Origin of the sequence: Mesorhizobium sp. M5C.F.Ca.ET.164.01.1.1 (assembly GCF_004792125.1) — a bacterium.
In the GTDB taxonomy this organism is placed as follows: Bacteria; Pseudomonadota; Alphaproteobacteria; order Rhizobiales; family Rhizobiaceae; genus Mesorhizobium; species Mesorhizobium wenxiniae.
In genome coordinates, this window is the sequence record NZ_SRTG01000003.1 from 285,457 (window position 1) to 311,487 (window position 26,031).

Annotated in this window: 28 protein-coding genes; 9 read left to right on the plus strand and 19 right to left on the minus strand. The window is 63.3% G+C overall.

From position 1 onward, the window contains the following. Positions 1-14: 14 nt before the first annotated feature. Both EN807_RS22355 and argE read right to left on the minus strand, forming a co-directional pair. The gene (locus tag EN807_RS22355; RefSeq protein WP_135936688.1) at positions 15-938 is read right to left on the minus strand and encodes a glyoxylate/hydroxypyruvate reductase A; all 924 of its coding nucleotides are present in this window, start codon (positions 936-938) and stop codon (positions 15-17) included. 17 nt (positions 939-955) lie between these two features. Next, positions 956-2,080 (minus strand): acetylornithine deacetylase, encoded by a 1,125-nt coding sequence (gene argE / locus EN807_RS22360; RefSeq protein WP_135936689.1) that lies wholly within the window; start codon positions 2,078-2,080, stop codon positions 956-958. Between the two features lie 250 nt (positions 2,081-2,330). Between argE and EN807_RS22365 the strand changes: the two genes are divergently transcribed. After that, positions 2,331-3,209 carry a GNAT family N-acetyltransferase gene (locus EN807_RS22365; RefSeq protein WP_135936690.1) on the plus strand — a complete coding sequence of 293 codons (879 nt, stop codon included), beginning with the start codon at positions 2,331-2,333 and terminating at the stop codon, positions 3,207-3,209. 20 nt (positions 3,210-3,229) lie between these two features. Here EN807_RS22365 and EN807_RS22370 read toward each other — a convergent pair whose 3' ends face one another. The 7 genes from EN807_RS22370 to EN807_RS22400 form a co-directional block, all read right to left on the minus strand. Next, complete coding sequence (locus EN807_RS22370) at positions 3,230-3,448, minus strand: hypothetical protein (protein ID WP_135936691.1); 219 nt, start codon at positions 3,446-3,448, stop codon at positions 3,230-3,232. A 3-nt stretch (positions 3,449-3,451) separates the two neighbouring features. After that, on the minus strand, positions 3,452-4,201 hold the full coding sequence (locus tag EN807_RS22375; protein ID WP_127315059.1) for a ribonuclease activity regulator RraA: 750 nt from the start codon (positions 4,199-4,201) through the stop codon (positions 3,452-3,454). Between the two features lie 23 nt (positions 4,202-4,224). After that, entirely contained in the window at positions 4,225-5,388 is a 1,164-nt protein-coding gene (locus EN807_RS22380; protein ID WP_135936692.1) for a mandelate racemase/muconate lactonizing enzyme family protein, read from the minus strand. Between the two features lie 32 nt (positions 5,389-5,420). Continuing rightward, positions 5,421-6,518 (minus strand): ABC transporter ATP-binding protein, encoded by a 1,098-nt coding sequence (locus tag EN807_RS22385; protein WP_135936693.1) that lies wholly within the window; start codon positions 6,516-6,518, stop codon positions 5,421-5,423. Between the two features lie 10 nt (positions 6,519-6,528). Beyond that, positions 6,529-7,419 (minus strand): carbohydrate ABC transporter permease, encoded by an 891-nt coding sequence (locus EN807_RS22390; protein ID WP_077373699.1) that lies wholly within the window; start codon positions 7,417-7,419, stop codon positions 6,529-6,531. Beyond that, entirely contained in the window at positions 7,416-8,375 is a 960-nt protein-coding gene (locus EN807_RS22395; RefSeq protein ID WP_135936694.1) for a sugar ABC transporter permease, read from the minus strand. Before EN807_RS22395 ends, EN807_RS22390 begins: the two co-directional genes overlap by 4 nt. Positions 8,376-8,441: 66 nt before the next feature. Further along, entirely contained in the window at positions 8,442-9,917 is a 1,476-nt protein-coding gene (locus EN807_RS22400) for a sugar ABC transporter substrate-binding protein (protein WP_127315055.1), read from the minus strand. A 211-nt stretch (positions 9,918-10,128) separates the two neighbouring features. Between EN807_RS22400 and EN807_RS22405 the strand changes: the two genes are divergently transcribed. The 4 genes from EN807_RS22405 to EN807_RS22420 all read left to right on the plus strand — a co-directional run bounded on the left by EN807_RS22405 (position 10,129) and on the right by EN807_RS22420 (position 14,707). Beyond that, positions 10,129-10,839 (plus strand): GntR family transcriptional regulator, encoded by a 711-nt coding sequence (locus tag EN807_RS22405; protein WP_065007934.1) that lies wholly within the window; start codon positions 10,129-10,131, stop codon positions 10,837-10,839. A 58-nt stretch (positions 10,840-10,897) separates the two neighbouring features. Beyond that, the gene (locus EN807_RS22410; protein ID WP_135936695.1) at positions 10,898-12,064 is read left to right on the plus strand and encodes a mandelate racemase/muconate lactonizing enzyme family protein; all 1,167 of its coding nucleotides are present in this window, start codon (positions 10,898-10,900) and stop codon (positions 12,062-12,064) included. Positions 12,065-12,128: 64 nt separating this feature from the next. Then, complete coding sequence (locus EN807_RS22415; RefSeq protein WP_135936696.1) at positions 12,129-13,490, plus strand: mandelate racemase/muconate lactonizing enzyme family protein; 1,362 nt, start codon at positions 12,129-12,131, stop codon at positions 13,488-13,490. 17 nt (positions 13,491-13,507) lie between these two features. Continuing rightward, positions 13,508-14,707, plus strand: a complete 1,200-nt coding sequence (locus EN807_RS22420) for a mandelate racemase/muconate lactonizing enzyme family protein (protein WP_135936697.1) — start codon at positions 13,508-13,510, stop codon at positions 14,705-14,707. Between the two features lie 147 nt (positions 14,708-14,854). On the opposite strand, the gene soxA is transcribed toward EN807_RS22420, so the two are convergent. The 8 genes from soxA to EN807_RS22460 are packed head-to-tail and all read right to left on the minus strand — an operon-like array spanning position 14,855 to position 21,124. Then, positions 14,855-15,634 (minus strand): sulfur oxidation c-type cytochrome SoxA, encoded by a 780-nt coding sequence (soxA, locus tag EN807_RS22425; RefSeq protein WP_135936698.1) that lies wholly within the window; start codon positions 15,632-15,634, stop codon positions 14,855-14,857. Next, positions 15,634-15,954, minus strand: a complete 321-nt coding sequence (gene soxZ / locus EN807_RS22430) for a thiosulfate oxidation carrier complex protein SoxZ (RefSeq protein WP_135936699.1) — start codon at positions 15,952-15,954, stop codon at positions 15,634-15,636. The genes soxA and soxZ overlap by 1 nt, the downstream gene beginning before the upstream one ends. Continuing rightward, positions 15,954-16,436, minus strand: a complete 483-nt coding sequence (locus tag EN807_RS22435) for a SoxY-related AACIE arm protein (protein ID WP_135936700.1) — start codon at positions 16,434-16,436, stop codon at positions 15,954-15,956. The genes soxZ and EN807_RS22435 overlap by 1 nt, the downstream gene beginning before the upstream one ends. A gap of 2 nt (positions 16,437-16,438) precedes the next feature. Beyond that, a complete protein-coding gene (gene soxX, locus EN807_RS22440; protein WP_135936701.1) occupies positions 16,439-16,891 on the minus strand; it encodes a sulfur oxidation c-type cytochrome SoxX in 453 nt (150 codons plus the stop codon). Then, a complete protein-coding gene (locus EN807_RS22445; protein ID WP_135936702.1) occupies positions 16,888-18,150 on the minus strand; it encodes an NAD(P)/FAD-dependent oxidoreductase in 1,263 nt (420 codons plus the stop codon). The genes soxX and EN807_RS22445 overlap by 4 nt, the downstream gene beginning before the upstream one ends. After that, entirely contained in the window at positions 18,137-18,481 is a 345-nt protein-coding gene (locus tag EN807_RS22450) for a c-type cytochrome (protein WP_246684276.1), read from the minus strand. The genes EN807_RS22445 and EN807_RS22450 overlap by 14 nt, the downstream gene beginning before the upstream one ends. Beyond that, positions 18,468-20,642 carry a molybdopterin cofactor-binding domain-containing protein gene (locus EN807_RS22455; RefSeq protein ID WP_135936703.1) on the minus strand — a complete coding sequence of 725 codons (2,175 nt, stop codon included), beginning with the start codon at positions 20,640-20,642 and terminating at the stop codon, positions 18,468-18,470. Before EN807_RS22455 ends, EN807_RS22450 begins: the two co-directional genes overlap by 14 nt. 11 nt (positions 20,643-20,653) lie before the next feature. Further along, complete coding sequence (locus tag EN807_RS22460) at positions 20,654-21,124, minus strand: (2Fe-2S)-binding protein (RefSeq protein ID WP_029352620.1); 471 nt, start codon at positions 21,122-21,124, stop codon at positions 20,654-20,656. 320 nt (positions 21,125-21,444) lie between these two features. On the opposite strand from EN807_RS22460, the gene EN807_RS22465 reads away from it, so the two are divergent. The 3 genes from EN807_RS22465 (at position 21,445) to EN807_RS22475 (ending at position 24,303) form a co-directional block, all read left to right on the plus strand. Further along, positions 21,445-22,164 carry a response regulator gene (locus EN807_RS22465; protein WP_065009610.1) on the plus strand — a complete coding sequence of 240 codons (720 nt, stop codon included), beginning with the start codon at positions 21,445-21,447 and terminating at the stop codon, positions 22,162-22,164. Further along, positions 22,161-23,642: an ATP-binding protein gene (locus tag EN807_RS22470; protein ID WP_135936704.1), complete on the plus strand. Its 1,482-nt coding sequence runs from the start codon at positions 22,161-22,163 to the stop codon at positions 23,640-23,642. Before EN807_RS22465 ends, EN807_RS22470 begins: the two co-directional genes overlap by 4 nt. A gap of 274 nt (positions 23,643-23,916) precedes the next feature. Then, entirely contained in the window at positions 23,917-24,303 is a 387-nt protein-coding gene (locus EN807_RS22475) for a c-type cytochrome (RefSeq protein ID WP_246684278.1), read from the plus strand. 38 nt (positions 24,304-24,341) lie between these two features. Here EN807_RS22475 and EN807_RS22480 read toward each other — a convergent pair whose 3' ends face one another. Beyond that, the gene (locus EN807_RS22480) at positions 24,342-24,917 is read right to left on the minus strand and encodes a periplasmic heavy metal sensor (protein ID WP_135936706.1); all 576 of its coding nucleotides are present in this window, start codon (positions 24,915-24,917) and stop codon (positions 24,342-24,344) included. 69 nt (positions 24,918-24,986) lie between these two features. Here EN807_RS22480 and EN807_RS22485 point away from each other — a divergent pair, with 69 nt between their 5' ends. Then, the gene (locus EN807_RS22485) at positions 24,987-25,517 is read left to right on the plus strand and encodes a Crp/Fnr family transcriptional regulator (protein ID WP_189522543.1); all 531 of its coding nucleotides are present in this window, start codon (positions 24,987-24,989) and stop codon (positions 25,515-25,517) included. A gap of 19 nt (positions 25,518-25,536) precedes the next feature. On the opposite strand, the gene EN807_RS22490 is transcribed toward EN807_RS22485, so the two are convergent. After that, on the minus strand, positions 25,537-26,016 hold the full coding sequence (locus EN807_RS22490) for a c-type cytochrome (protein WP_246684280.1): 480 nt from the start codon (positions 26,014-26,016) through the stop codon (positions 25,537-25,539). Positions 26,017-26,031: the final 15 nt, after the last annotated feature.

A 26,031-nucleotide genomic window follows, 5' to 3' on the forward strand; every position in this document is an offset into this window, starting at 1 on the left:
GTGAGGTTTCCTTGTTAATAGCCGAGCGTCCGATCGACGAGGCCGATCAGAGCCTTCCCGGCGCGGTGGCGGCGGATGTTGTCCACGGCGGATTGCGCCGCCGTATGAGGTTGCGTCACCGAGGCGATGTGCGGCGTTATCATCACCTTCGGATGCGACCACAGCGGATGGTGTTCCGGAAGCGGTTCTGGATCAGTGACATCAAGCATCGCCGCAGATACGTGACCGGTGTCGAGCGCGTCGATCAGCGCGGCCTGGTCGAGTTGCGGACCTCGGCCGACATGCAGCAGCCGCGCCCCGGCGGGCAGTAGGTCGAAGAGCTTTGCATCGAGCATGCCGCGCGTTTGTTCCGTCAGCGGCAGCAGGCAGACGAGAATATCCGTTTGCTTCAGAAAGCCCGCGAGTTGGTCCGCGCCATGAAAACAGGCCACGCCCTCTATCCGCTTTTCGCTGCGGCTCCACCCGGCAAGCGGAAACTGGAACGGCTTCAAGCGCTCGATAGCCGCCTGTGCCAGCATGCCAAGGCCGAGGAAGCCAACCCGGCGCTCGGCCGCCTGTCGAGCGGCAATCGGTTGCCAGAGGCACCTTTTCTGCTGCTCGAGATAGGCGGGCATCTCCCGGTGGAGCGCCAACACGCCTAGCGCGACGTATTCCTGCATCATGCGGATGATGCCATCCTCGACCATCCGCACAAGCTTCACATGGCTCGGCACCACGTCCTGCTTGAACTGGTCGACGCCCGCTCCGATGGAAAACAGCACTTCCAGATTGCGGTAGCGCGAGATCTCGTCCGGCACTGTCCAGGTAATGAGATAGCGCACCTTCTCCGGCTCCAACTCCTCGCCGGAATGGAAGAATTCCAGCTCCGGGAGCTCGCGCGTTAAGATCTCGCGGAACACCGCAGCACGCGCGGCATCGGAATTGAAAAGAAACGCCATGGAAACCGCCCCTTCCCTCAGGTCGCGAGACGCGCGCCGAGCCCGTGGATCATCTTCCGGCAAGCGGCGAGTTCACCGGTCTCGATATATTCGTCGGCACGGTGAGCACGGCCGATGTCGCCGGGGCCGCAAATGATCGCATCGATACCGGCCTGCTGATAAAGCCCGGCCTCCGTGCCGTAACTGACCGCTGTGAGCGGCTCCTGCCCCGTCAGCTCGGTCAGAACCGCCGCTAGCTCACTCCCCTTCGCGGGTGCAAGGGCGGGATAGGAACTCAACTCGTGCCAAATTACCTCAAAGCCGCTGTCGCGCAGGGCAAAAAGCCCAGACTTGACCGGCTCAAGCAGGGAGGATGGAGAAACGCCCGGCACGGCACGTACCTCGATATCGGCAGTGCAGTGGCCAGCGATGATGTTGACCGCCTGTCCACCGGCGATGACGCCCACCTGCAACGAAGAATATGGGGGCTCGAAATCTTCATCGAGCGGTCCGTCGGCGAGGGATTGGCCATAGGCCACGGCGTGCGTGATGACGCCGGCCATGGCGTGCACGGCATTGAGTCCGAGATCGGGGCGAGACGAATGGCCGGATCGCCCGACCACCTCGAGCCGCGCGGCGGCCTTCCCCTTGTGCGCCCGCACCGGCTGCATCCGGCTCGGCTCGCCGACAATCGCGCCAAGCGGCCTCTCGCATAGGCCTGGCAACGCAGCTAAGAGATGCGGCACGCCACAGCACCCCGCCTCTTCATCGTAGGAGAATGCGAGATGAATCGGCTGCCGCAGGTTCATCGCCGCAAGTCCTGGGAGCGCGGCCAATGCGCAGGCGAGAAAGCCCTTCATGTCGGTGGCGCCGCGGCCGTAAAGCCTGCCGCCCTCGCGGCGCAGGACAAACGGATCCGAGCTCCATTCCGGCTCGCCGGCCGGCACGACATCCACATGTCCGGAGATGATGTAGCCCCGACCCTCGCGCGGGCCGATCGTGACGAAGAGGTTGGACCGGTCGCCCTCGGGACCAGGAAGAACCGTCACCTCGGCTCCCGCTGCCTGACAGTAGTCGCGGATCCAATTGACGATCGCGCCGTTTGGGGTGCCCACAACAGAGGGAAATGCAATCAGGGTCGCGAGGATTTCTTCCACGTTCATGGCGGTTCCGCTCTGCTTGCACATTGTCACCGGGTGCGACCAGCCTATCCGTAGGCAGCAGTGTTCCCTGCCGAATCGCGTCGTGCTTTGGCTGAAGATTGCGAAAAAACGCCTCGAACCAGCGAAACCTGCTGGCTTTCCCGTGTAAAGCTGCGGCAAATGAGGCTTATCGCGACATGGCGTCGACGACGGGATCAAACACCACATGCTTGCGACGCTGGGCATTGGTTGAAGGAGCGGATCGACTGAGATGCAGAGATCAGTGCGCCTGAAATCCTTTGAACTGGTCGCGCGGGACATCAATGATGTCGACGTTGAGCTGCTGCATGCACTATCGATTTCTGTCCGCTGGCCGCATCGCCCCAAGGATTGGGATTTGTTGCGCCGCGCCGGCCACGGCATCGTCGCCGTTGACGGAATTGGGCGCGTCTTCGGAAGCGCGATGTGGTTTCCCCACGGGGACAATTTTGCCACCATTGGTCTTGTGATCACGACGCCCCGCGCACAGGCGCAGGGAGGTGGCCGATGGCTCATGGAACAGGTCCTTGAGCAGTGCGGGGATCGCAATCTGGCCCTGAATGCAACTCATCCCGCCTATCCTCTGTATATTTCACTCGGCTTCACGAGCGAGGCGATCGACTATATGCGCCAGGGACAGGTCCCCCAAACACTCCCGCCGATGCCAGCTCTCGACGGTGAACTAAATGACCTGCCTAGCGACAGGCTCGGCGACATCACCGCGCTGGACGCGCGCGCGTTCGGGACAAACCGTGCAAGGCTGCTTGCGCTGCTCTCGGACGATGCCTCAATCGCCACTTTGAGTCGTGGCGGCGAGGTCGTTGGCTATTCCATGTGTCGCGAGTTCGGGCGCGGCCACGTGATTGGCCCCATTGTGGCTCGGAGCGACCAGGACGCGGTCCATCTCACCGCCGTCCATCTGAAGAAGCTGGCAGGTCGATTCGCGCGCGTCGATACGCGCGAGAGGGATGGCGTGTTTGCCGAGTTCCTTCAGCAGAGCAGCCTCGGCGTTGCCGAGACCGTGACGACAATGTCCAAAGGCCGCCGGTTTCTGAACCGGGAAAGCAACGGACCATGGGTCTATGGATTGGCCAGCCACGCCTTGAGTTGAATGCAAGCACGCTATCGCCGTCAAGCAGCGATGGAACACCATGGTCGGCGGCCGACCTTCACGACCGAGCTTTTCTCGACGCGCTCCGCGTAGTCGAGATACTGCGCCCGGGAAAGCTTCTGACCGGGCTCCGGATTGACGGGCAGCCTGTAGAGATATTCGCGGCATTTGAAGAGGCCTTTTGCGTAGACGCCGGCGTTACCGCCAGAAGGTCTGCCGCCTGCCGCAGGGTAATCCATGCGCTAACTCGGGTCCTCCGAGCGGTTTGTTTTGCGCCACTCCTCGTACTCCCCACGGGCGTCGTCATGCAGCGGATAGTAGCGTTGCAACGGCCCTCCCTCCATGAGCTTCACTCGCGAGAACTCCTCCCAATCGTGATGCTTCTGTGATTCTTCGATTACCGTCGGCGCCATTGCGACAGGGAGCACCACCACCCCGTCGTCGTCGGCGACGATGATGTCACCGGGGATCACCGTGACACCGCCGCAGGCAATCGGAACGTTGACGGCATTGGGATAGATGCTGGTCTGCACATGATAATTTGGCGTCCAGCCGCGCAGCCATAGGGGCAGATCGAGCTTTTCAACATTGGGCCGGTCGCGCATGCATCCATCGATGACGATGCCCGCGCCGCCCCTGCCTTTGAAATACGTCGACATCATATCGCCGAAGACGCCCGAGCTCATGTCGCCGCGCGCATCGACCACGACTACATCGCCCTCCTGTGCGTGATAAAGCACGTGCCGATGCAGCTGCGTCTCTGGATCGGCATATTCTCCTTCGGTGAATAGGTCCGGCCGCTGTGGCATGAACTGCAGCGTCAGCGCCGGCCCGACGATCGACTTCCCGTGGTTCTGCGCCACCGGTCCCACCATGTGCGGATTGCGAAAACCCATGTGGCCAAGCGTGCCAGCAACTGTCGCGGCGCCGATCTCCCTTAGCGCGTCGATCAGGTGTTTTGGCGGCCGCGTGATGTCGGGAGCATGTGTCATCGTGGACTCCGATTGAAAGGGAACTACCAGTTCGTAACAGAACCGTCGCGGCGCTTAAGGTGAGGTGCTTCCCAAAAACGAAAGCTCGCCGCCTGGATCGCCTCCTCGTTGACCTCGACGCCGAGCCCCGGCAGATCGCCGACCGGATAGTCGGTCCCGTCGAGCCGTGGTTGCACGGGGAAGAAGTCGGAATTGTCGAAGCCCAGCTTTGTTTCGGGTTCCCTGGTCTCGAGCCAGGCGAAGTTGGGCACCGCAGCGGCGAGATGCACGGTCGCGGCCGTGCACACCGGACCAAGGGGATTGTGCGGCATCAGATCCACGTAGTGCGCCTCGCTCCAGCCAGCGACTTTCATAGCCTCGGTAAGCCCGCCGACATTGCAAACATCGAGCCGATTGAATTGGTGGATGCCACGCTCGATGTAGGGCAGGAACTGCCACTTGCTGGCAAATTCCTCGCCGATGGCAAAGGGGATGTGGGTCATCGTACGCAGGGATTCGTAGGCCTCCGGTGCCTCGTCCCGTATTGGCTCTTCGATGAAATCAAGCACGCCGCGGCCGAGCTTGTTGCAGAAGCTCGCCGCCTCGGCCACCGACAGCCGATGATGATAGTCTATGCCGAGGACGACGTCGTCGCCCAGCGCCTCGCGTGCCTTGTTAAGCATACTCGAGGTAGTGCCGATCGACTCGCGCGGCTCGAAGATGTCCCTGCTGCTTTGACCGGCAGGGAAGAAGCGGATCGCCTGCCACCCCTGTGCGCGTAGCTCGCGGGCTCGCTCGATGGCAACGTCGCCTTCGGCCTCGTCTCCGGTCGAGGCGAAGGTGGGGATGCGGTCGCGCTGCTTGCCGCCTAGCAGGTCGTAGACCGGCACTCCCAGCGCCTTGCCCTTGATGTCGTGAAGGGCGATGTCGATGGCGGAAGTCGCCGCTTGCAGGACTCGTCCGCCTTCGAAGTACTGGCTGCGATAAACCTCCTGCCAGATCCGGCCCATCTGCATCGGGTCGCGGCCGATGAGAAACTCGCGATAGTGCTCGACCGCGCCGGCCACCGCTTTCTCGCGACCACTCAAGCCGCTCTCACCCCAGCCGAAGATGCCTTGGTCGGTCTCGACCTTGACGAGCATCTGGTTGCGCGTTCCTACCCACACTGGATAGGGCTTGATCGCGGTGATCTTAAGCTTCGTAGTCATCCACGCCACGTTCCAAACGCATCCGCCCTGCCTCAGTTGGCCTTGAGGGCCATTTCGGTTTCGCCGTCGAACAGATGCATCCGCTCCTGGTCGAACTCGAGCCAGATCTGTTCATCGGGCGCGACGGCAATGTTGGGCGGCACGCTGACGTTGACGATGGCACCGGACAGGAACGCCTGCACGAAGGTGACGTCTCCGGTCGGCTCCACCGTGTAGGCCTTGGCCGGAATGGCACCGGGGACCGCGCTCTTGCGCAGCTTGATCGTCGAGTGACGCGCGCCGAGCACGACTTTCCTGGTCGTTGCCCTTGCGACCTTCTGGGCGTTGCGCGGCGAGAGCTCAAAGCTCCAGCCCTCCGCGCCCGTCAACACGGAGTTGCCGTTTGCCGTCGATGCCTCCAGCGGAATAAGGCTCATCGCCGGGCTGCCTATGAAGCTGGCGACGAACATGTTGACGGGATGGGCAAAGACCTGCGCCGGTGAATCGTATTGCTGCAGGTAGCCGCCGTTCATCACCGCCATCTTGTCGGCCATGGTTACGGCTTCGAGCTGGTCGTGCGTCACATAGATGATCGTCGCCTTGAGATCTTGGTGGAAGCGCTTGATCTCCGACCGCATCTGCACGCGCAGTTTGGCGTCGAGGTTAGAGAGCGGCTCGTCCATGAGGAACACGGCGGGGTCGCGGACAAGCGCACGGCCCAGGGCCACCCGTTGCTGCTGCCCGCCCGAAAGTTCGCGTGGCTTGCGCTCGAGCAGGTGCGTCATGTCGAGCACTCGCGCCGCTTCCTTGACCTTCTTGTCGATCTCGTCCCTGGGCAGTTTGCGCATCTGCAGCGGGAACGCCAGGTTCTTGTAAACCGATTTCTGCGGATAGAGCGCGTAGTTCTGGAACACCATTGCGATGTCCCGGTCCTTGGGGTCGAGGTCATTGACCACCCGGTCCCCGATGACGATGTCGCCCGATGTGATCGGGATCAGCCCCGCGACGAGATTGAGCGTGGTTGTCTTCCCGCAGCCTGAAGGGCCGACGAGCGCAACGAACTCGCCGTCATTGACCGTCAGCGAGACGTCGTTGACAGCTTTGAAGCTGCCATAGGACTTGACGAGATCTTTGAGGACCACGTGGGCCATCGGCAACTCCCTAGTGCTTGACCGCGCCTTCTGTAAGGGCGCGTACGAAGTATCGTTGCAGGACGAGGAACAGCACCACGACGGGCACGCTCATCATGAAGCTGGCCGCCATCAGGCCCGGAAAGTCCGTCGTATTTTCCGAGAAGAAGCGCTGGATGCCGACCGGCAGTGTCAACTGGTCGTTCTTGGTGAGGAAGGTGTAGGCGTAGATGTACTCGTTCCACGCGCCGATGAACGAGTAGATCGCGGTGGCGATGATCCCTGGCGTCGAGAGCGGCATCACAATCAAAATGAAGGCCTGGAACCGCGTTGCCCCATCGATGCGCGCCGCCTGCTCGAGTTGCACCGGAATGTTATCGTAAAAGCCCTTGAGCAACCAGATCGCCAGCGGCAGGCCGAAGGTGAGATAGGTGAGAATCAGCGAGCCATGCGTGTTCATCAATCCGAGCAGGCGCATCAGGATGAACAGCGGCACGAGAAAGATCACCGCCGGGAACATGTTGCGCAGCAGCACGGCAAAGAACAGGAAGTTCCGGCCGGGGAAACTGAAGCGCGAAAACGCGTAGGCCGCAGGGACGGCGACGATCACTGAGAGGATTGTCGTGACGGTCGACACGAAAAGGCTGTTCCAGAAGAAGCGGAGGAAGTCCTGGCCGACGCTGTTCTGGGGATCGAGCAGCTTCTCATAGCTGGCGAGGGTAGGTTCGTCCGGCCACCATTGCGGCGGGAATTGCAACGCCGCGAACCCGGACTTGATCGAGGTGATCAGCATCCAGATCATCGGCACCGCGGTGTAAAGCAGCATGAACGCGAGGAAGATGCGCCCGGTCCACCGCCATCCGTCGACGCGCATCCGGCGACGGCTCAGGCTTCGCGGAGCTGTCTCGGCCGTCGTGCTCATGCGCTCCCCTCTTGCCGCTCGTTGCCGCTTAGCGCACGGACGTAGAAGTAGCCGAGCGTCATCAAGGTGAGGAACAGGAGCACCGAATAGGCAGATGCCACGCCCCAGCGCTGCCGGCCGAAGGCGAGCTCATAAATGTGGGTGATCCAGATATGCGATGCGTTGGACGGCCCGCCGCCGGTCATGATCCAGGGGATGATGAAGGAATTGAAGTTGGCCACCGCGAGCAGCAGGATCGTCACCGTCGAGACGTTGCGCAAGTGCGGGAACGTGACGTGCCAGAAGCGCTGCCAGGCGCTGGCGCCGTCGACCTGCGCGGCGCGCAGCAACTGCTCGGGCACGGTCTGAAGGCCGGCCATCATCATGATCATGGCAAACGGAAACTCGCGCCAGATATTGACGACGATCAGGGAAGGCAGAACCGTGTTGACGCTGTCGATGAAATTCGGCGGTCGGTCGGCCAATCCGAGGCCGACCAGCACAGCGCCGATGATCCCGAAGTCCGAATGATAGATCCACTTCCAGATATAGGAGGCGGCGACCGCGCTGATGACCCAGGGAATGATCAGGATTGCGCGCAGCACACCGCGGCCGACAAACTCGCGGTGGAGCGCCAGCGCGGTGGCAAACCCCAGGACAAAGGCAATCAAAGTGGAGCCCAGCGTCCAGATCAGAGTGTTCCAGGTGACTCTCCAGAACACCTCACTGGTGAGGATGGTCGTGTAGTTGTCGAAGCCGATGAAGGTCTTGTCGCGGAGCTGCAGGCCAGGCGGCGTCTTGAAGAACGACAGCTCGATCGTGTAGTAGATCGGATAGGCGATGACGACGAGCATCACTGCAATCGCAGGGAGCACATACGCGTAGTCAGCGCGATGCTCCCATATCTGGCGTAGCACGCTGGACCTGCCGGATTCCAATCTTCGGCGAGCCTCGGCCTTGCCGGTCACGATCGTCACTTTGGCGCGCCCTTATTTCTTCTGAACGAACCGGCTGCACTATCGGTGCAGCCGGTCAGGTCTGGACTAGAGTCCGCCCATCAGGTCTCTTACCTTCCTGGCCGCGTCGTCCGCTGCCTCGTCGACGGTCATCGCTCCGGTCAGGGCATTCTGCAGCATGTCCGGGACGATGATGTTCATGATCTCGGGAGCCTGCGGCAGCGCTGGGAACGGGATGCCATATGGCAGCATCGAGGTCGTCACGTCGAGGAACTTGATGTTGTCCAGACGTTCCTTCATCCATTTGGTCTTGAAGCCGTTAAGGTTGCCCGGGTTCGAGCCGGCGTAGGCCATCTTCAGCGACCATTCAGGGCTCGTCCACATGCAGATGATAGCCTTTGCGGCCGGCTCGTCGACCTTGCCGCCCTCGACATATTCGGGCTTCAGGATGTGAATGTTCGAGCCGCCGAAAACGACAGCGCGCTTGCCGTCGGGGCCAGTGGGAATCAGGCCGTAGCGCATGTTGTCGATGACGGTCTGCGCCTTATCCTTGTCGGCGCCCGTCGCCTTCTTCTGCAGGTCGAGCATGACGTCGTAGTCGGACGGGTGCGAGATCATCATGCCGAGCTGGCCGGCGAGGAACAGGGGCTGGTTATCGGCCTGCTGGTTGGTGAGCGCCGAAACCGGAACCGACTTGTCGCGAACATACATGTCGTACGATGCTTGCAGGGCGGCCTTGCTCTGCGGGCTATCGAGCTTGACCTCCTCATAGGTCGGGTTCGCGGTGGCTTCATCGAAGACGCCGCCGCCATAGGCCCACAGCTGCGGCATAAAGCGGTACGGCGTATTGCCGGCATTCTTGCGAGCCACGAGGCCGTAGCCGGCAATCCCTAGCTTGTCGTGGATCTGCTTGGAATACTTGACGACGTCGTCCCAGGTTGCCGGAGCCTTGTCCGGATCGAGGCCAGCACGCTTGAAGATGTCGGCGTTCCAGATGAACGCCATCGTCTCGTTGTTGGTTGGAATGCCGTAGGTCACCCCCTCCCAGGTCACGGCCTTCATGGCGCCGGGCCAGAAGTCCTCGGTGGAATACCCCACATCCTCGGGTTTGAGCGGCTGGAGATAGCCTTTTGAGGCGAACTCGGTACCACCCAGGATTTGCAGGCGGACCGCCATCGGCGCTGCATTGCCCAGGAGCGCCGTGCGGAACTTGTCAAGAAGGTCGTTATAGGTGAGGGCTTGTTCCTCGAGCTGGATGTTCGGATAGGTCTTGCGGAAGGTCTCGAAGAAATCTTTGTAGTACTGGCGCAAGAGGTCGGGGTCGCCCTCGAAGACGCCCTGATACCAGAAGGTCAGTCGCCCCTTGTAGTCGAGGGGGGTGACCTTGGCGCAATCGGCCGCCGTGTCAAAATCCTGTGTGCCCGCAATGGAGCGCACATATTCCGGCGACCATTTGCTGAGGTCGACCGGCGCACCGAGCGCCGATGTGGACATCAGCGATGCCATCAAAGCAGTGGCGACAGTGCCGCGCAGGACCGCACTGCCGAGCGTAATCCTCGTCATAGGTATCCTCCCTGTTCTGCATGCCGCCCTGCGCAAAGGCAAAGCGGTCTAGCTCGTTCGACCGCGGGACGCCCTTCTGCTCTATGTATCCCTTCGATCATTTTGTACGTTTTCAGATCGTGGATTGCCTGTCAACGCGTTGGATCGTACATTGTTTGCGGAAACCGTGTGTGATATCGGGCAGGGTATGTATTGATTAGGGGAGCCGGCCTTGGCCGAAATGAGCGATTTCAAAGCGATGCCACCTGTGGGCACTGATCCAATCGGGGCATCCAGCGAGGGCGCCTCGCTTTATGAACTGATCAGGGAAGACATCATTGAGGGACGGCTCGCCGCCAATGAACGGCTTGTGGTTACCGATCTCGCCCGGCGTCACGGCACCTCGACCAACCCCGTGCGCGAGGCCCTGCAGCTCTTGCGCGGGGAGGGTTTTGTCATCTTTCTCCCCAACCGCGGGGCGCGCGTCCGACCCATAGATCAGGATTTTGTCCGGGATATCTATGAAATCGGTGTTCTGATTGAGCCGGCCCTGACGCGATGGTTTGTAAATATGGCGACCGGCGAGGACATCGCCGAACTAGAACGTCTCCAAGGCTTGATTGAAGAGAACAACTTTGCCGACACATTCAGGCACAGCGAGCTGGATACCGCTTTCCACACCGTGATGTACCAGCGGCACTATAACCGCCATGCCGCCGAACTTTGGTGGAAGCATCGCGAAGTGCTCCGAGCCGTGAGCCGGCGTTTCAATTTCACGCTCGCGCGGCGTGCCGCGATCATTCGCGAGCACCGCGAACTCATCGCGCACGTAAAAGCGGGAGAAGCCGACAAGGCGGCCGAACTCGTTTCCCGCCACGTCGAGGGTTCCGGCCGGCATATTCTCGAACAGATGCGTGCGCGCAACGCCGCTCGGGCCGGATAGGAACGAAGGTCCAGTCTCGAACATCGTTAGCCTGACCATTTCAGATAAAGGAAATGAGATGAAAATCACGAGCATTCGGCCGTGGCTGATCAAGTCCGATGCTTCTTATTGGGGAGAGTTCCTGTTCGTCGAAGTGACGACCAACGAGGGGGTGAGTGGCTGGGGAGAGATCACCACCACTACAAGGCTCGCCAACCGCGCTCTCTGCACGATCCTGCGGCAGATCGGTGTGGCCGTGACAGGCGAGGATCCAGCGCGTATCGAGCATCTCTGGCACAAGATTTTTCGCAGCTTTACCTACATGGGCAGCCGCGGCGCCGCCGTCGAATGCGTGAGCGCCATCGATATAGCCCTCTGGGACATTCGGGGCAAAGTCCTCGGTAAGCCGATTTACGAGCTGCTGGGCGGACCAGTGCGGGACGAAATCGCGCTCTACACCCATCCCAACCAGGCCAAATTCACCAGCAAGGAGGCTGTGGTCCGCGAAATTTTAGACATCGTCGAGTCCGGACACACTGCGCTCAAGTTCGACCCGTACCCCCACCAGGGCCGCAGCGCCGATGGCACGCCCCGCGAACAGCGGGACGGCTACCTCGATGGCAGCATGACCCGCAAGGACGAGCGCAAAGCCGCCGAACTCACGGCTCTGATCCGCGAAACGGCGGGGCCCGATGTCGACATTCTCATCGATGCGCATGGCCGCTTCGACGTTCCCACCGCCATTCGCCTCTGTCGGAGCCTCGAGGAAGCCGGCCAGATCGACTGGTTTGAGGAGCCCTGCCCGCCCGAGAGCCTTAGTGCCCTCAAGCAGGTGCGTGAGAAGGTCAGTGCGGCTATCTCGTGGGGCGAGCGCGGCCACACGAAGTGGGATTTCGTGCCGGTCCTCGAGAACAGGCTCGCTGACTACATCATGCCGGACGTCACCTGGACCGGCGGCATTACCGAACTCAAGAAGATTTCTGCCTTATGCGAAGCCTACTACATCCCGGTCTCGCCACATGACGCCGCGGGACCGATCAACGTCGTTGCGGGAGCGCAGGTGATGATGACCGTTCCTAACTTTTACAAACTCGAAACGTCGGAGTGGAACCTGGGCAAATACGATCACCTCATCGACAGACCACTCGACAATTCGAGCGGCAGCCTCAAGCTGACGTCGAGGCCTGGTCTCGGTATTGAGATGAACCGCGACTACCTGCAGGCCTATGAGATTGAGCTGGGCTAGCAACGCCCTATGCCGGCACAGCGTACTGGGCGACAAGCCCCGTCGACCAGAATGAGGATATGTCATGCCAGAAACGAGTGAGGCCGACGAGGCGCTCAATCGGGTGAACACGAACTCTAAGCCGTCCAAGCTTCGCATCACTGACATGCGGGTGGCCGAAATCGTCGGCGCGCCGTTCACCTCAACCCTGCTCAAGATTTACACTAACCAGGGCATCGTCGGACTTGGCGAGGTGCGCGACGGCGCCAGCGCCACCTACGCGCTGATGCTGAAGAGCCGGCTGCTTGGCGAGAACCCTTGCGACACCGACCGCCTGTTTCGCCGGATCAAACAGTTCGGCGGACACGGCCGGCAAGGCGGCGGCGTTTCGGCGATCGAAATCGCGTTGTGGGATCTCGCCGGCAAGGCCTATGGCGTGCCCATCTACCAGATGCTCGGCGGCAGGTTTCGGGACAAGGTGCGCCTCTATTGCGATACCGACGCTACCGTGCCGAGCGGCACCGAGACCGGCAAGCGCCTCAAGCAGCGCATGGCGCTCGGCTTCACGTTCCTCAAGATGGATCTGGGGCTGATGCAGATCGCGGATGTACCCGGTGCGGTCGTGTCTCCTGCCGGCTCACTTGAAGGGTACCGCGTCCAGCCCGGCCGCGGCCCGGTCAAGACTCTTGAAGAGCGGCGCGCCCGCAACGCCGCCTATGATTTGCACAACGTCCCCCACCCGTTTACCGGCCTCCATTTTTCCGACAAGGGCCTTGACCTGCTTGAGCAGTACATTGCCGAGGTTCGCGACGTTATCGGCATGGATATTCCGCTCGCCATCGACCACGTCGGCCACATCTCACTGCAGAACGGTATTCGCCTCGCCAGGCGGATTGAAAAATATGTGCCAGCCTGGCTCGAGGATGTGATCCCATGGCAGTACACCGAGCAGTACCGACAACTGCAGGACGCCACCACGGTGCCGATCTGCACCGGTGAGGACATCTACCTTAAGGAGGGCTTCGAGCCTCTGCTCAAGAGCGGCGGCCTCTCTGTTATCCACCCGGACCTGCTCACCAGCGGGGGCATCCTCGAGACCAAGAAGATCGGCGACATGGCGCAGGACCACGGCGTCGCTATGGCCATCCATATGGCCGAAAGTCCAATCGCCGCAATGGCCGCGGCACATGTAGCGACCGCGACCGAAAACTTCATGGCGCTCGAATACCACTCTGCCGATGTCGACTGGTGGGACGATATCGTCACCGGAATTCCCAAGCCGCTCGTGAAGGACGGCTTTATCACTGTTCCCGACAAGCCGGGCCTGGGGATTGACGACGTCGTCGACGAGGTGATCTCGCAGCATCTCCAGCCGGGTGTCAGCGGCATCTGGCAGCCCACGGGTCACTGGGACAACGAGTATTCCTGGGATCGCACCTGGAGCTGAGGTAAAGAGAACCGAAGATGAAGATCACAGATCTCCGCTGTGCCGTCATCGGCAAGCACCCCATCGTTCGCGTCGTCACCGACAAGGGCCTCTATGGCCTGGGCGAGGTCGAGTACACCAAGCCCTACCTCAAGCCTTTGGTCCTGCATTTTCGCGAGGCGCTGATCGGCGAGGACCCGACCGACGTCGAGCGGGTGATGCTGAAGATCCGTCAACGCGGCTCTTTCAAGCCCTATGGCGCGGCGATAAGCGCTATCGAGCATGCGCTATGGGACATTGCCGGCAAGGCCGCAGGCGTGCCAGCCTACAAACTGCTCGGCGGCAAGGTGCGCGACAAGGTGCGCGTCTACAACGGCTCGGTCCGCCAGAAACGCACGGGCGACCGGCCGGAGGATTACGCCGCTGACGTCAAATGGATGATGGAGCAGCCGCAGAACTTCTTCATGATCAAGCAAGGAATCTCGTTCCACTCCAACATGAAGGACACCATTGAGGGCTTCCACTACGGCGTGACGCAGAAGAAGGCTGGCTATCACGGTGCCATGGATCAAGGCGTGATCAGCGAGCGGGGTTTCAATCACATGCTCGACTGCGTGATCGCGATGAAGGAAGTGCTGGGCGACAAGGTGAGCCTGGCGCTCGACTGCGGCCCGGGCTGGATGCTGCCCGATGCGATCAAGTTCGCTCGCGCGGTCGAGAAGTACAATTTGATGTGGCTCGAGGACATGCTGACTGGGGACTACGTGCCGTGGGTCAATCCGCAGGCCTATCGGGAGCTGACTACCTCCACCTCGACGCCAATCCATACCGGCGAGCAGATCTACCTGCGCCATAATTTCAAGGAGCTGATCGAAACGCAGGCGGTCCGTATCATCGGTCCGGACCCGGCCGATATCGGTGGCATCGCCGAGCTGAAATGGGTAGCCGAGCACGCCCATATGCACTCGATCCTGATGGCGCCGCACGGCACGGCGAACGGCCTGCTCGGTCTGGGCGCGTTGATCAATGTCTGCGCCACCTTGCCCGCCAACTACATCGCCTTCGAATACCCGAGCGCCTCCGATCCCTGGTGGGAAGACCTTGTGATCGGCCTGCCGTCGCAGATCGTGAAGGACAGCATGGTGGACCTGCTGGAAGCGCCGGGGCTGGGCCTCGATATCGACGCAGAGGCAGCCAGGAGGTATCTCAGGGAAGACGATGCGGGCTTCTTTGACTGAACCATCCTTCTTGCGCCACCCTGCACCACGCGAAAGACCCACAGCACAGAACGCACACGAGCTAGGGGGTGTACAACTCAGGCTAACGGCCTATCTCGACGCTCGCGAGCCACCGAGTGACCTCTCGAAGCGTCTCGCCGGCCGGCATCACGGCCGGACCGCCGGCGTCTCGACCAGCAGGCCGCGGGCCCGCTCCATCAGATGGAGCTCCAGCTCGACGAGTTCGGGTGCGCTGAAGGCGAAGGGCTCGGCCCTCACCCCGATCATGCAGTTGCGCAGGCGCCGCTGCAGCGAACCGATCGTCTGCCACTCCAGTCGGTAGAGCGGATAGCCCGTCGGATGGGCCTGCGGGATGACACTGCCGCCGAGCCGTTTGCCCCAATTGTCGTCGTGGCAGGAGGCGCAGGAGAGGTCGAGCTGGCCGATGCGGCTCTGGAACAGGCGCCGGCCGTTGTCGCGAAACGGCGCGAGCCGGGCGTCGGTCGCCGGTATGATTGGCATGCCGCGCGACTGATGCGCCACATAGGCCGTCAGGGCGAGCAACGCGTCAGATTCTGGGGTCAGCGGCTCGGCCTGCTGCCGCTCCGCTCGGCAGGAGTTGATACGCCCGGCAAGGTCGATCGGCCGTCCCATCGCCTCGTCAAAGGCCGGGTAGCGGGTGGCAACGCCGCGCATCGTCTGGGAAGCATGGCCATGGCAGCCGGTGCAGGCGACATCCGCCCTGCCCTCCGCCTGCTGCCAGAGCTGCTCGCCCTGCAGCACCCACAGCATGCCGGGGTTGCTCGTGTCGTCGACCTGCAGCGCCTGCGTCTCCGGCGTCATAAAGTCGAAACCGGAGCGCTTCGCGCTGTCTTCGGTGCCGGCGGCAGAGACGATGCCGCAAATAGCGGCGACACCGAGGGCTGCCAGCCGCCAGAGCGCATGCATCAGTTCACCGTGATCATGGCGGACGCCGTTTGCGTCCTTCCTATGTCGTCGGTCCAGGTGAACCCGACCGTGCCACTCGTCGTGGCAACGAGCGTAAAAGCAATGAACGGATTGGCCGACACCGCTGGAAAGAGATCGGCCGAAAACACCTCCTCGCCGTTGTAGGTGCAGGCGAAGCGGCGGATGATGTCGCGGGGGATGTTGGAGCCGTTCGGGCCGATACGATAGCCGGTTTCCATCGGATGGGCGATCATCGCCTTGATCTGGACGACCTCGCCCTGCCTGGCCACTTTCGGCACATTGACGAGCGCGCGCGCCATTATGAGAGATCCTCGATGCAGGCGGCCAGCGTGACGATGGCGCTCGCCCGGCTCGACCAGAAGCTGCCGTCGCTCATCTCCGCAACGGCCACCACCACCTGAGAGGTCGCGAGCCGGATCCGCGTCGAGACGGTGGCGCGGCCCGTGCGCGGCCCGAGGTGGAAAACCGCGACATTCGCCTCCGGGTTCTTCTCGTTGAAGATCGCGATGCGCCGGACATGGTCGTCCGCGGTCATCGGGCTCTCGGCGGCGACTATGATCCCGACCGCGTTGCCGTTCTCGACCAGGGGTGGCAGATCGAGCCGGACGCGGCCGTCGAGGACGGCGGCTCCCCCGGTGAAGGTCCGGATCGCGTCCTCGAGGCTCGGACGGGCAACAGCCCAGCGCGGCAGACTGATCACCAGCAGACCGGTCATGCCGGCCCGAAGAAACTGCCGCCGTCCGGCCAAGCCTCCGTAAGCTCGAAGCGGGTCTTCGTGCATAATCACCCCTTCAGCGTGGTGAGATAGGCGACGATATCCTCGATATCGGCGCCGCTCAGGATCGGCTTGCTGCGCCAGACTGTGGCGACACGCCGGCCTTGCTCATCCGCGACCCGATAGTAGGAAGGCATGATCGTGTTCGGCACGAGCCGCTTCATGTCGACCACGCGCAGCCGGATCTGGCCTTCCGAAAGCCTTGCCCCGACGCCGGTCAGGTCGGGCGCCAGCGTGCCGTGCAGATGCGCGTCGTGAAACGGGCCGCTGTGGCAGAGCGTGCAGAGGCTGCGCTGCCGGTCCGAGATCAGCGTGGCGCCGCGCGCCGGATCACCCTTGCCGCCGACCAGAGGCTCCATGATCGCATCGCCGGTCACGACATAAGACCCCATCTCCTCGCCGGCAACGGGCGAGGCCGCAAGCTGCAATCCCATAAGAGCGAGGCAAGCCACCCTCATCATCCGAACACTTCACTGGTGATCGTTCGGAACCAGTCCTCCGCATAGGCCGCTTCCAGTTCGCGAACGGAGGGCGGTGCTTCGAGCGGACTGGTGCCGCCCGCACCCTCCACCTCGGCAAGCAGGCCGTCGCGCGGCTGGTAGACGCCGGCGATCGAAATGCCGTAGCCGGGCGCGATCAGGCTGTAGCAGGTGTTGATGAGCTTCGGCTGCCCCGGCTGCCGCTCCCTGACCAGCGCGCTGACCGCCGCGGCGCAGGCTTTTGCCTGGGCGTTGGCGCTGAAGGCGGATTTCGGCATCGCCCCGCCGATCGCCGCGTCGCCGATGACGTGGATCGCCGGCTGCAGGCGGGACTCGAAGGTGACCGGGTCGATCGGACACCAGCCCGTCTGGTCGGCAACACCGGCCAACTGCGCGATCCTGCCCGCACGCTGTGGCGGGATGACGTTGGCGATATCGGCCTTGTGATCGCCGAACTCGGTCACCAGCGTCCTTGTCGCCGTGTCCACTTCCGTCACCCTGCCGCCCGAGGACAGCGGCACCCATTCGATCAGGCCGGGATAGAGCTCTCCCCAGGCCGCTTCGAACAGCCGCTGCTTCGAAAAGGCGTCCTTGGCGTCGAGAATGATCAGCTTGGAGCGTGGCTTGTTGGTCTTGAGGTAATGCGCGATCAGGCTTGCCCGCTCGTAGGGCCCGGGCGGGCAACGGAACGGATTGGCTGGCGCGGAGAGAATGACCACCCCACCCTCCGGCATCGCCGCGAGCTGGTCGCGCAGCAGCAGCGTCTGCGGCCCCGCCTTCCAGGCATGCGGCATGATCTCCGCCGCCGCTTCGTCGTAGCCCGGCAATGCGTCGAAGCGCAGGTCGACGCCGGGCGCCAGCACCAGTCTGACGTAGCCGATGTCAGTACCGTCATCCAGCCGAACGCGCCGGCGCTCGGCATCAACGGCGACAGCGCGCTTGCGGATGAGGCCGATGTCGCCGAACCGGTCATAGCCGAAGGTCTGCGCCTCGATGCCACGCAGCCCTGCTAGCACGGCATTGCTAAACGGGCAGGCCAGATAGGCGCTCTCTGGCTCGATCAGCGTCACGGCAAGGTCGCGATCCAGCTGCTTCAGTGCGCGGGCGCAGCTTGCCCCGGCAAAGCCGCCGCCGACGACGATCACGCGGGGCTGCGCCTGTGCGCGCACCTGCGGCGCGGCAAGGACGGCCGCGGCGACGCTGGCCGCCGCGCCGCCGATCAGGGCTCTACGGCTGGGCATGGCGTGCCGCCTCCGGTTTGGCGAGCCATTCTGCGATGGCGCGCGTCTCCTCCTCGGTAAATCCCCTGGCGATGCGGTCCATGACCGTCGCCTTGCGCTCACCGGAACGGAAGGCTTGCATCTGGGCGACGATGTCGTCCGCCGCGTGCCCGTCGAGCGAGGGGATGCCTGAGCCGAGCGCCGCCGGCCCGTGACAGCCGGTGCACGCCGTCGCACCAGGGGCCGCGTCGGCCCACGCCGACGCGCTCGCCACGAGCCCCGCAAGCAGAACGGGCACGAACGATCGTCTGCCGCGCCTGTTCCTCAAGCGCTTCATGTCATGCGAGGTCATGGTTTTTCAACGGCAGCGTGCGGATGCGCTTTCCGGTAGCGGCGAAGATCGCATTGAGGACGGCCGGCGCGGCGACCGCTATGGTCGGCTCGCCGACGCCGCCCCAGAAGCCGCCGGACGGCAGTATGATCGTCTCCACCTCCGGCATCTCGGCCATGCGCAGAACCTCGTAGCTGTCGAAGTTCTCCTGCTCCATGCGGCCGCCATTGACCGTGCACTCGCCGTAAATGCAGGCGGAAAGCCCGTAGACGAAGGAGCCCTCGACCTGCCGTTCCACCTGTGCGGGATTGACGACATGACCCGGATCGGTGGCCGCCACGATGCGGTGGATCCTGAGCTGCCCGTCGGTGACCGAAACCTCCGCTGCCGCCGCGACATAACTGCCGAAGCCCATGATCTGCGCCAGGCCGCGGTGAACGCCAGCTGCGGGCGGGGTGTCCCAGCCGATCCGGTCGGCAACCGCCTCCAGCACGGCGAGGTGCTTCGGATGCTTGGCCATCAGCTTGCGGCGGAAGGCGAGCGGGTCGACGCCGGCCGCATGGGCGAGTTCGTCCATGAAGCACTCGACGTAGAGCGCGTTCTGGTTGAGGTTCACGCCGCGCCAGAATCCTGGCGGGATCGGCGGGTTGCGCATCGCATGGTCGACAAGCAGATTGTCCACCGAATATCCCAGCGTGCCTTCCGTGCCGGCGAGGACGAGGCCCTGGAAGACCACCGGGTCCATACCGTTCTGCATGCCTTCCGGCCGCACTGCGGCAAGGATCGACTGGCCGGATATGCGCATGTGCAGAGCGGTCAGGTTGCCGTCCGCGTCAAGCGCGCCCGTCAGCCGGCATCGGGTGGTCGGGTGATAGGCGCCGTGCAGCATATCCTCTTCGCGCGACCACATGAGCTTTACAGGCGTTCCCGACACCTGCTTGGCAATGCTGACCGCCTGGCGCACATAGTCCTGGAAGTTGCCGCGCCGGCCGAAGCCGCCGCCGAGATGGATCTTGTGCACCTCGCATTGCTGCACCGGCAGGCCAGCGGCCTCGGCCGCTGCAGCAAGGCTCGCCTCGCCATTCTGGGTCGGCACCCATACCTCGCAGCGCTCCGGCGTGTAGAGCGCCGTCGCGTTCATCGGCTCCATGGTCGCGTGGTTCTGGTAGGGGAAGGCATAGGTCGCCGTGACCGTCCGGCCGGCCGCGGACAGGGCAGCACCGGCGTCACCTTGCTCGGCGCCAATGAAGGCGTCATTTGCGCCAAGCCCCACTTCGAGCATCGCCGCGATCGATGCGCTGGTGACCTGCCTGTTGGGACCTTCGTCCCAGACGACCGGCAGGGCATCGAGAGCGGTCTTCGCCCGCCACCACGTGTCTGCGACAACGGCAACGGCGGTTTCGTCGACCTGAACGACGGTGCGCACGCCGGGCATGCCTGCGACCGCCGCCGCGTCGAAGCTCTCCACCTTGCCGCCGAAATACGGACAGGCCCGGATCGCCGCGTTGAGCATGTTCGGCAGCTTGAGATCAACACCGTAGACCTGGCTGCCGTTGAGCTTGTCGGCCGTGTCGAGCCGCGGCAGCGGCTTGCCGGCTATGGTCCAATCCTTGGGGTCCTTCAGCGTGATGTTGGCGGGCGGCGTCATCCGCGCGGCGGCGGCGGCCAACTGTCCATAAAAGGTGGCGCGATCTGATGCTGCATGCGTGACCACGCCCATCCTCGCAGTGCATTCGCTGGCCGGCACACCCCATTCGGCGGCCGCTGCGGCAATCAGCATCTCGCGCGCAACGGCGCCACCAATGCGCACATACTCGTGCGACTCGCGGATACCGCGGCTGCCCCCGGTCGAGAAATTGCCCCACACGCGGTCGCGTGCGAGGTTCTGGGCCGGTGACGGATATTCGGTCGTGACCTTGGACCAGTCGCAATTCAATTCCTCGGCGACGAGTTGCGCCAGGCCGGTCAGCGTCCCCTGCCCCATCTCGGAACGGGCGATGCGGATGACAACCGTATCGTCGGGCCTGATCACCACCCAGGCATTGATCTCCGGCGCGGTCTCGGCGCCCTCGGCAAGTGCCGGCTTGATGAACGGTACGTTGAATCCGAGGGACATGCCGCCGGCCGTGGAGGCCACGCCGATGACGAAGCTGCGGCGGGAGATGGAAATTATGGCGTTCATGACTGGTCTCCTCAACCGCGCTGCGTGGCTTCGCCGCTTTTGGCGGCCAGCTTGATCGCGGCGCGCACCCGGTTGTAGGTGCCGCAGCGGCAGATATTTGTGATCTCGGCGTTGATGTCCTCGTCCGCGGGGTTCGGGTTCTGCATGAGCAGGCCCGCCGCAGCCATGATCATGCCGGCCTGGCAGTAGCCGCATTGCGGCACATCGAGCGCAAGCCAAGCCTGCTGGACCGGATGTGAACTGTCTGGCGAAAGCCCTTCGATGGTGGTGATTTGCTGGTCCGGCTCGACCGCGCTCACCGGAAGTACGCAGGAGCGCGTGGCGACGCCGTCTATATGGACGGTGCAGGCGCCGCAGGCGGCAACGCCGCAACCGTACTTCGTCCCGGTAAGCCCGATCTGCTCGCGGATCACCCACAGCAGCGGCGTATCCGGATCGACCTCGATGTCACGGGGCGTGCCGTTGATGATCAATCTGGCCATTGTGCAATCCTTTCGATCAAAGGCTGGCGAGGACCGCCGTCCGGATGCCGCGCGGCATGGCCTGGCGGCAAAGACCGGAAGTCCGGGCTAGCGACGAGGCCAAGTTAGGCGGAAGCTGTCGCAGAACCTTGTCCCGACCACCGGCAGTTCATCGCAAGCTGTCGCGGGCGCTGCGCCCTGATACATTTCGTTACACTTCTCACGCTTTGTTGATGCCGCGCGAGATTGCCGCCGTGGCGCAGAAGGTGATCATCCGTGTAGACGCAAACCAGATATCGTCGATACTGGCCGACTATTCAGCGGCGGCTTTGGAGCATTGTATGGAAGCGGCGCAGCACATCGCGGTCGTCGACGACCACAGGGATATCCGCGACCTCGTCGGGAAATACCTCACCCAGCAAGGTTATCGCGTCAGCGTCGCCGACAGCACGGCCGCGCTCAAGCGGCTGCTCGACCGCAGCCTGCCCGATCTTATCGTCCTCGACGTCATGATGCCTGGCGAGGACGGCATTGCCGCCTGCCGGCACGTGCGCGGGACGGTCGACGTTCCGATCATCTTTCTTACCGCCATGGCCGAGGAGATCGACCGGATCGTCGGCCTCGAGATCGGGGCCGACGACTACCTGACGAAGCCGTTCAATCCGCGGGAACTGCTGGCGCGGATTAAGGCCGTGCTCAGGCGCGTCCACAGCCTGCCGCCGCAGCGCGGTCGTCTCAAATCGAATGCGCTGCGGTTCGACCGCTGGACGCTGAATGTCGGCCGCCGCGAGCTGGTCGGGCTCGACGGCGTGGCGGTCGCGCTCAGCACGGCGGAATTCCGCCTTCTCACCGCCTTTATCGAGCATGTCGGGATCGTCCTCAGCCGGGATCAGCTGCTCGACCTCACGGTTGGGCGCTCGGCCGACGGTTTCGACCGGGCCGTCGACAACCAGGTGAGCCGGCTGCGCAAGAAAATCGAGGCGGACCCGAAGAGTCCGATGCTGATCAAGACGCACTGGGGCGGCGGCTACTGCTTCACCGCCGAGGTGGCCCCGGCATGATGCTGTTGTGGAGACGCAGCCTGGCGGCCCGCTTCCTCATGCTGGTGCTGCTTGCGCTCGCCCTGTCGCAGGCTATCACTTTCCTGATCTCGTGGGACGAGCGCGGACAGGCCCTGCACGCGGCGGCCAAGGGCGAGTTCGTCAGCCGCACGTCCTCGCTTGCGCTTCTGCTGGACACCACGCCGCCCTCGCTTCGGCCCGATATCCTCAACGTCAGCGGCACGGCCTATACGCGTTTCTGGACCTCGGACGGCGGACCGAACAATCCCCTCGCCTGGCAACAGGAAGCCTTGACCCAGCTCGCCAGGCCGCTGCCCGGGATTGCCGGGAAGTATGCCGCCTACGTGAACGGACAGGCCTCGAGCGCAGTCGATGCCGCCGACCCTTCCGTGCCGCCGCGCATGGTGGATTTGTCCGGCAACGGCAGGCCTTTCTCTCGGCCGGCCAAGTTTCTTTATATGGACGCCGCCCCAAACGGCATGGGCCTTTCCGTCCGCCTCGATGACAGCACCTGGCTGAATGCGGCCTACGCGAAGGCAATGCCGAACGCCTTCTGGACGACGCAATCGGCGATATCGCTCGCGCTCACCGCACTCATCCTGTCCGCCATAGCGATTTTCGGGGCGCAGGCAATCGCGCGTCCGCTGCGACGGCTCGCCAATGCCGCTGAACTGTTCGGCCGCGGCGAGGCCGTGCCGCGGCTGCCGGAATCAGGGCCGGACGACATCCGCCAGACCGCCGAGGCGTTCAACCGCATGCAGGAGCGCCTGCAGCGCTTCGTCGAGGACCGCACGCGCATGCTGGCGGCAATCAGCCACGACCTGCGAACACCGCTGACCTCGCTCCGGCTGCGCGCGGAGTTCGTCCAGGATCACGATCTCCAGGAAAAGATGCTGAACACCATCGAGGAAATCCAGACGATGACGGAAGCGGCGCTCGCCTTCGCGCGCGAGGACGCCGCGGTGGAGGAGACGCGAACCGTCGATCTTTCGGCGCTGGTCGGCAGCCTTTGCGACGATCTGGCAGAGCTGGGCCAAAACATCACCGTCAGCGACGGGCCCAAGGTGCTGTATCGCTGCCGGCCGGACTCCCTGCGCCGGGCCATCCGCAACCTCGTCGAAAATGCCGTGCGCTACGGCGAGCAGGCCAAGGTGAGCCTGGTCAGGAGTGCCGACAGCCTGGACATCATGGTCGAGGACTCCGGACCCGGTATTCCGCCAGGCGATATGGAACAGGTTTTCGCCCCCTTCTTCCGCCTGGAGCAGTCGCGCAACCGGGAGACCGGCGGCGTCGGGCTCGGCCTGTCAATTGCCCGCGCCATCGCCCGCCACCACGGCGGCGACATCGTTCTGGAAAACCGGAGCAGCGGCCTTCGCGCGGTCATCAGGCTGCCGCTGATCGACATGGCCAAGCAGCTTGCCCCGGCGCCTGTGCCTGAGACGCACCCTCCGACCGGACTGCAGTCCTTGCCGGTCTGACCGAAACCCATCCCGCGATCGGAACTCCCGCGCTGTCGCGCCACGATCGATCAATGTCGTCGCAACGAAGGGAAAGTCGCCACCCGCATCCTCCCGATCGCCTTCCTTAACCCAGCCACCGCCCTCGCCGGTGAGAGGCCGGTCCTGCCGGAATCTTCCGGCCACCAGCAAGCCCCTTCCCTTAACGCCCCGCAGAGGTCCTCCGATGAGCCATTCACAAGCCACGACACGCAGCCACGCTGTCTCCGCTGGAGTTGCGACCGCATCCCCGGCGATGTCCATCACGCGAGCGCGTGCGTTCCTGGCTGCGCTCTTGGCCGCCGCCGGCCTGCTGATGCCGGACGCCGCTTCCGCGCAGCAGGCGGACGGCGAGCGGCTGTTCCGGCAGCGCTGCGGGGCCTGCCACGGCCTGGAGCCCGGCCAGAACAGAGCCGGTCCGCATCTGTCGGGCGTCATCGGCCGCACGGCCGGCAGCGTCGAGGGCGCCCGCAATTCGGCCGCGCTGCGAGAGTCGGGTATCGTCTGGGACGGCGGTACCCTCGATACCTTCCTCGAGGCGCCACGCCAGATGGTTCCGGGCACGTCGATGACAGTGGGAGTTCCCAACGCCGCCCAGCGCGCCGCGATCATCGGCTATCTGGAAGGTGCGGTCGCGCAATAGTGACCGCTGATGAACCAAAGGTGCGTGCGTAGCCCTGTTCAATCGACCTGCCCAGAGTATCCGCGAAGCTGTGAGTACCGGCGGATCTGCTCAGGGGTAAGCAATTCGGCCATCTCGAGATGATAGCGCAGGTGCGCTGCCCGTAGCGCACCTTGCAGGTCGGCGATGGTTTTTGTCATCTCAGCCAGGTGCGCCGACGTTATTTTCCGTTCGGAAAACAAGCGGTCCAGTTCGGTCTCTTTCTCGATGATGCGTCTTCCGAGCGGGATGGTTTCCGCCTTCATCTGATCCAGCAGCGTCTTGGTCCGCGACGCCTGTTCATCTGTGACGCCAAGGGCATCCCGCAGTTCGAGGACATGTGACGGACCCGGATAGGAGTTGAGTTCGGCCGCCAGCGCCAGACCCATCCCTCGCCCGGCCAAAAGATCAGCCATCTGCTCGCCCGAGAGCGCTTTCACGCGGCGTTTCTCCATCCCGGAATAAGAGGAAGTGGCTGGATCCTTTCCTTCAGCGGCCTTGTGATGGTTGATGCTGCCATGCTGCTGTGCCAGCCCGTGAGGGACGGCAAGAAAAGTCAGCATGAGGGACAGCACGGCAATGGGGATGCGGTTCATCGAGCGATCTCCGGCGTTTCGTCTTGCGACGTTTGACACGGCCGCGGGAACTGAAACATGATTGCGATCATGTCTGAACTCCTCTTCGAGCGATTCCTCGAACTCGCGGAACGCGAGCAATCTCTCCCTGCCGGCAGCGTCCTGTTTCGTATGGGCGACCCGGTCTTGTCGCTCTTCCTGGTCACCGCAGGAGAACTGCGCCTTGTCCGGGCACTTCCTGACGGGTTCCAGCTGACGTTGCAGCGTGCCAGCTCTGCTTCGATCCTGGCCGAGGCTTCGCTGTTTACGGATCGATATCATTGCGACGCCTTGGCAACCGAGGAATCGACGGTGCGCGCCGTGTCGATCACCAGGGCCAAGGCGGTGCTCGAAAGCGATCGCGCGCTGGCCTCCTCACTGCTGCGACACTTGGCGGGCGAGGTCCACCGGACCCGAACGCGGGCCGAGATATTATCCCTGAAATCCGTCGCGGCGAAAGTTAGTGCCTGGATGGCATGCAACGGCGGCGTCTTGCCGTCCAAGGGACGCTGGCATCACGTTGCGTCGGAGATCGCCGTTACGCCGGAGGCGTTTTATCGGGAGCTTGCCCGTCGGCGATGATGTGCCGCCACAATGCGGCTCATCGTGCGGACGATTCCCGCCGCGCAAAGACGCGGTTCAGTTCGTCGTGGCGACGGCGCATGTCCTCCGGCCAGCGCGACTTGATATAGGACAAGGCCGCGATGATATCGGCGTCGGTCAGGAGTCCCCCGAAAGCTGGCATCCGCGTTTTGTAATCCGTGAGGTTGGCGGCTTCGGCGACGCCGAGTTTCGTTATCCTGAACAGCAGTGTGTCCGGGTGGTGCCAGGTGTGACCGCTTTCGTCGTGGGGCGGGGCCGGAAGGAATCCATCCTTGTCCTGCGCTTTCCAGCCCGGTTGACCTTCGAGGTTCTTGCCATGGCAAGAGGCGCAATGCACTACGTAAACGGCCTCGCCGCGCGCGATGACACCCGCATCGTCGGGCTTGAGGATCCCGCCCGACTTGCCGCCGAAAACAAGAACCACGCAGACCGCCACCAAGGCGGCGAGAGCAAGCGCCAGCGCCAGCTTTCCAGTCACCCTACGATCCACTGT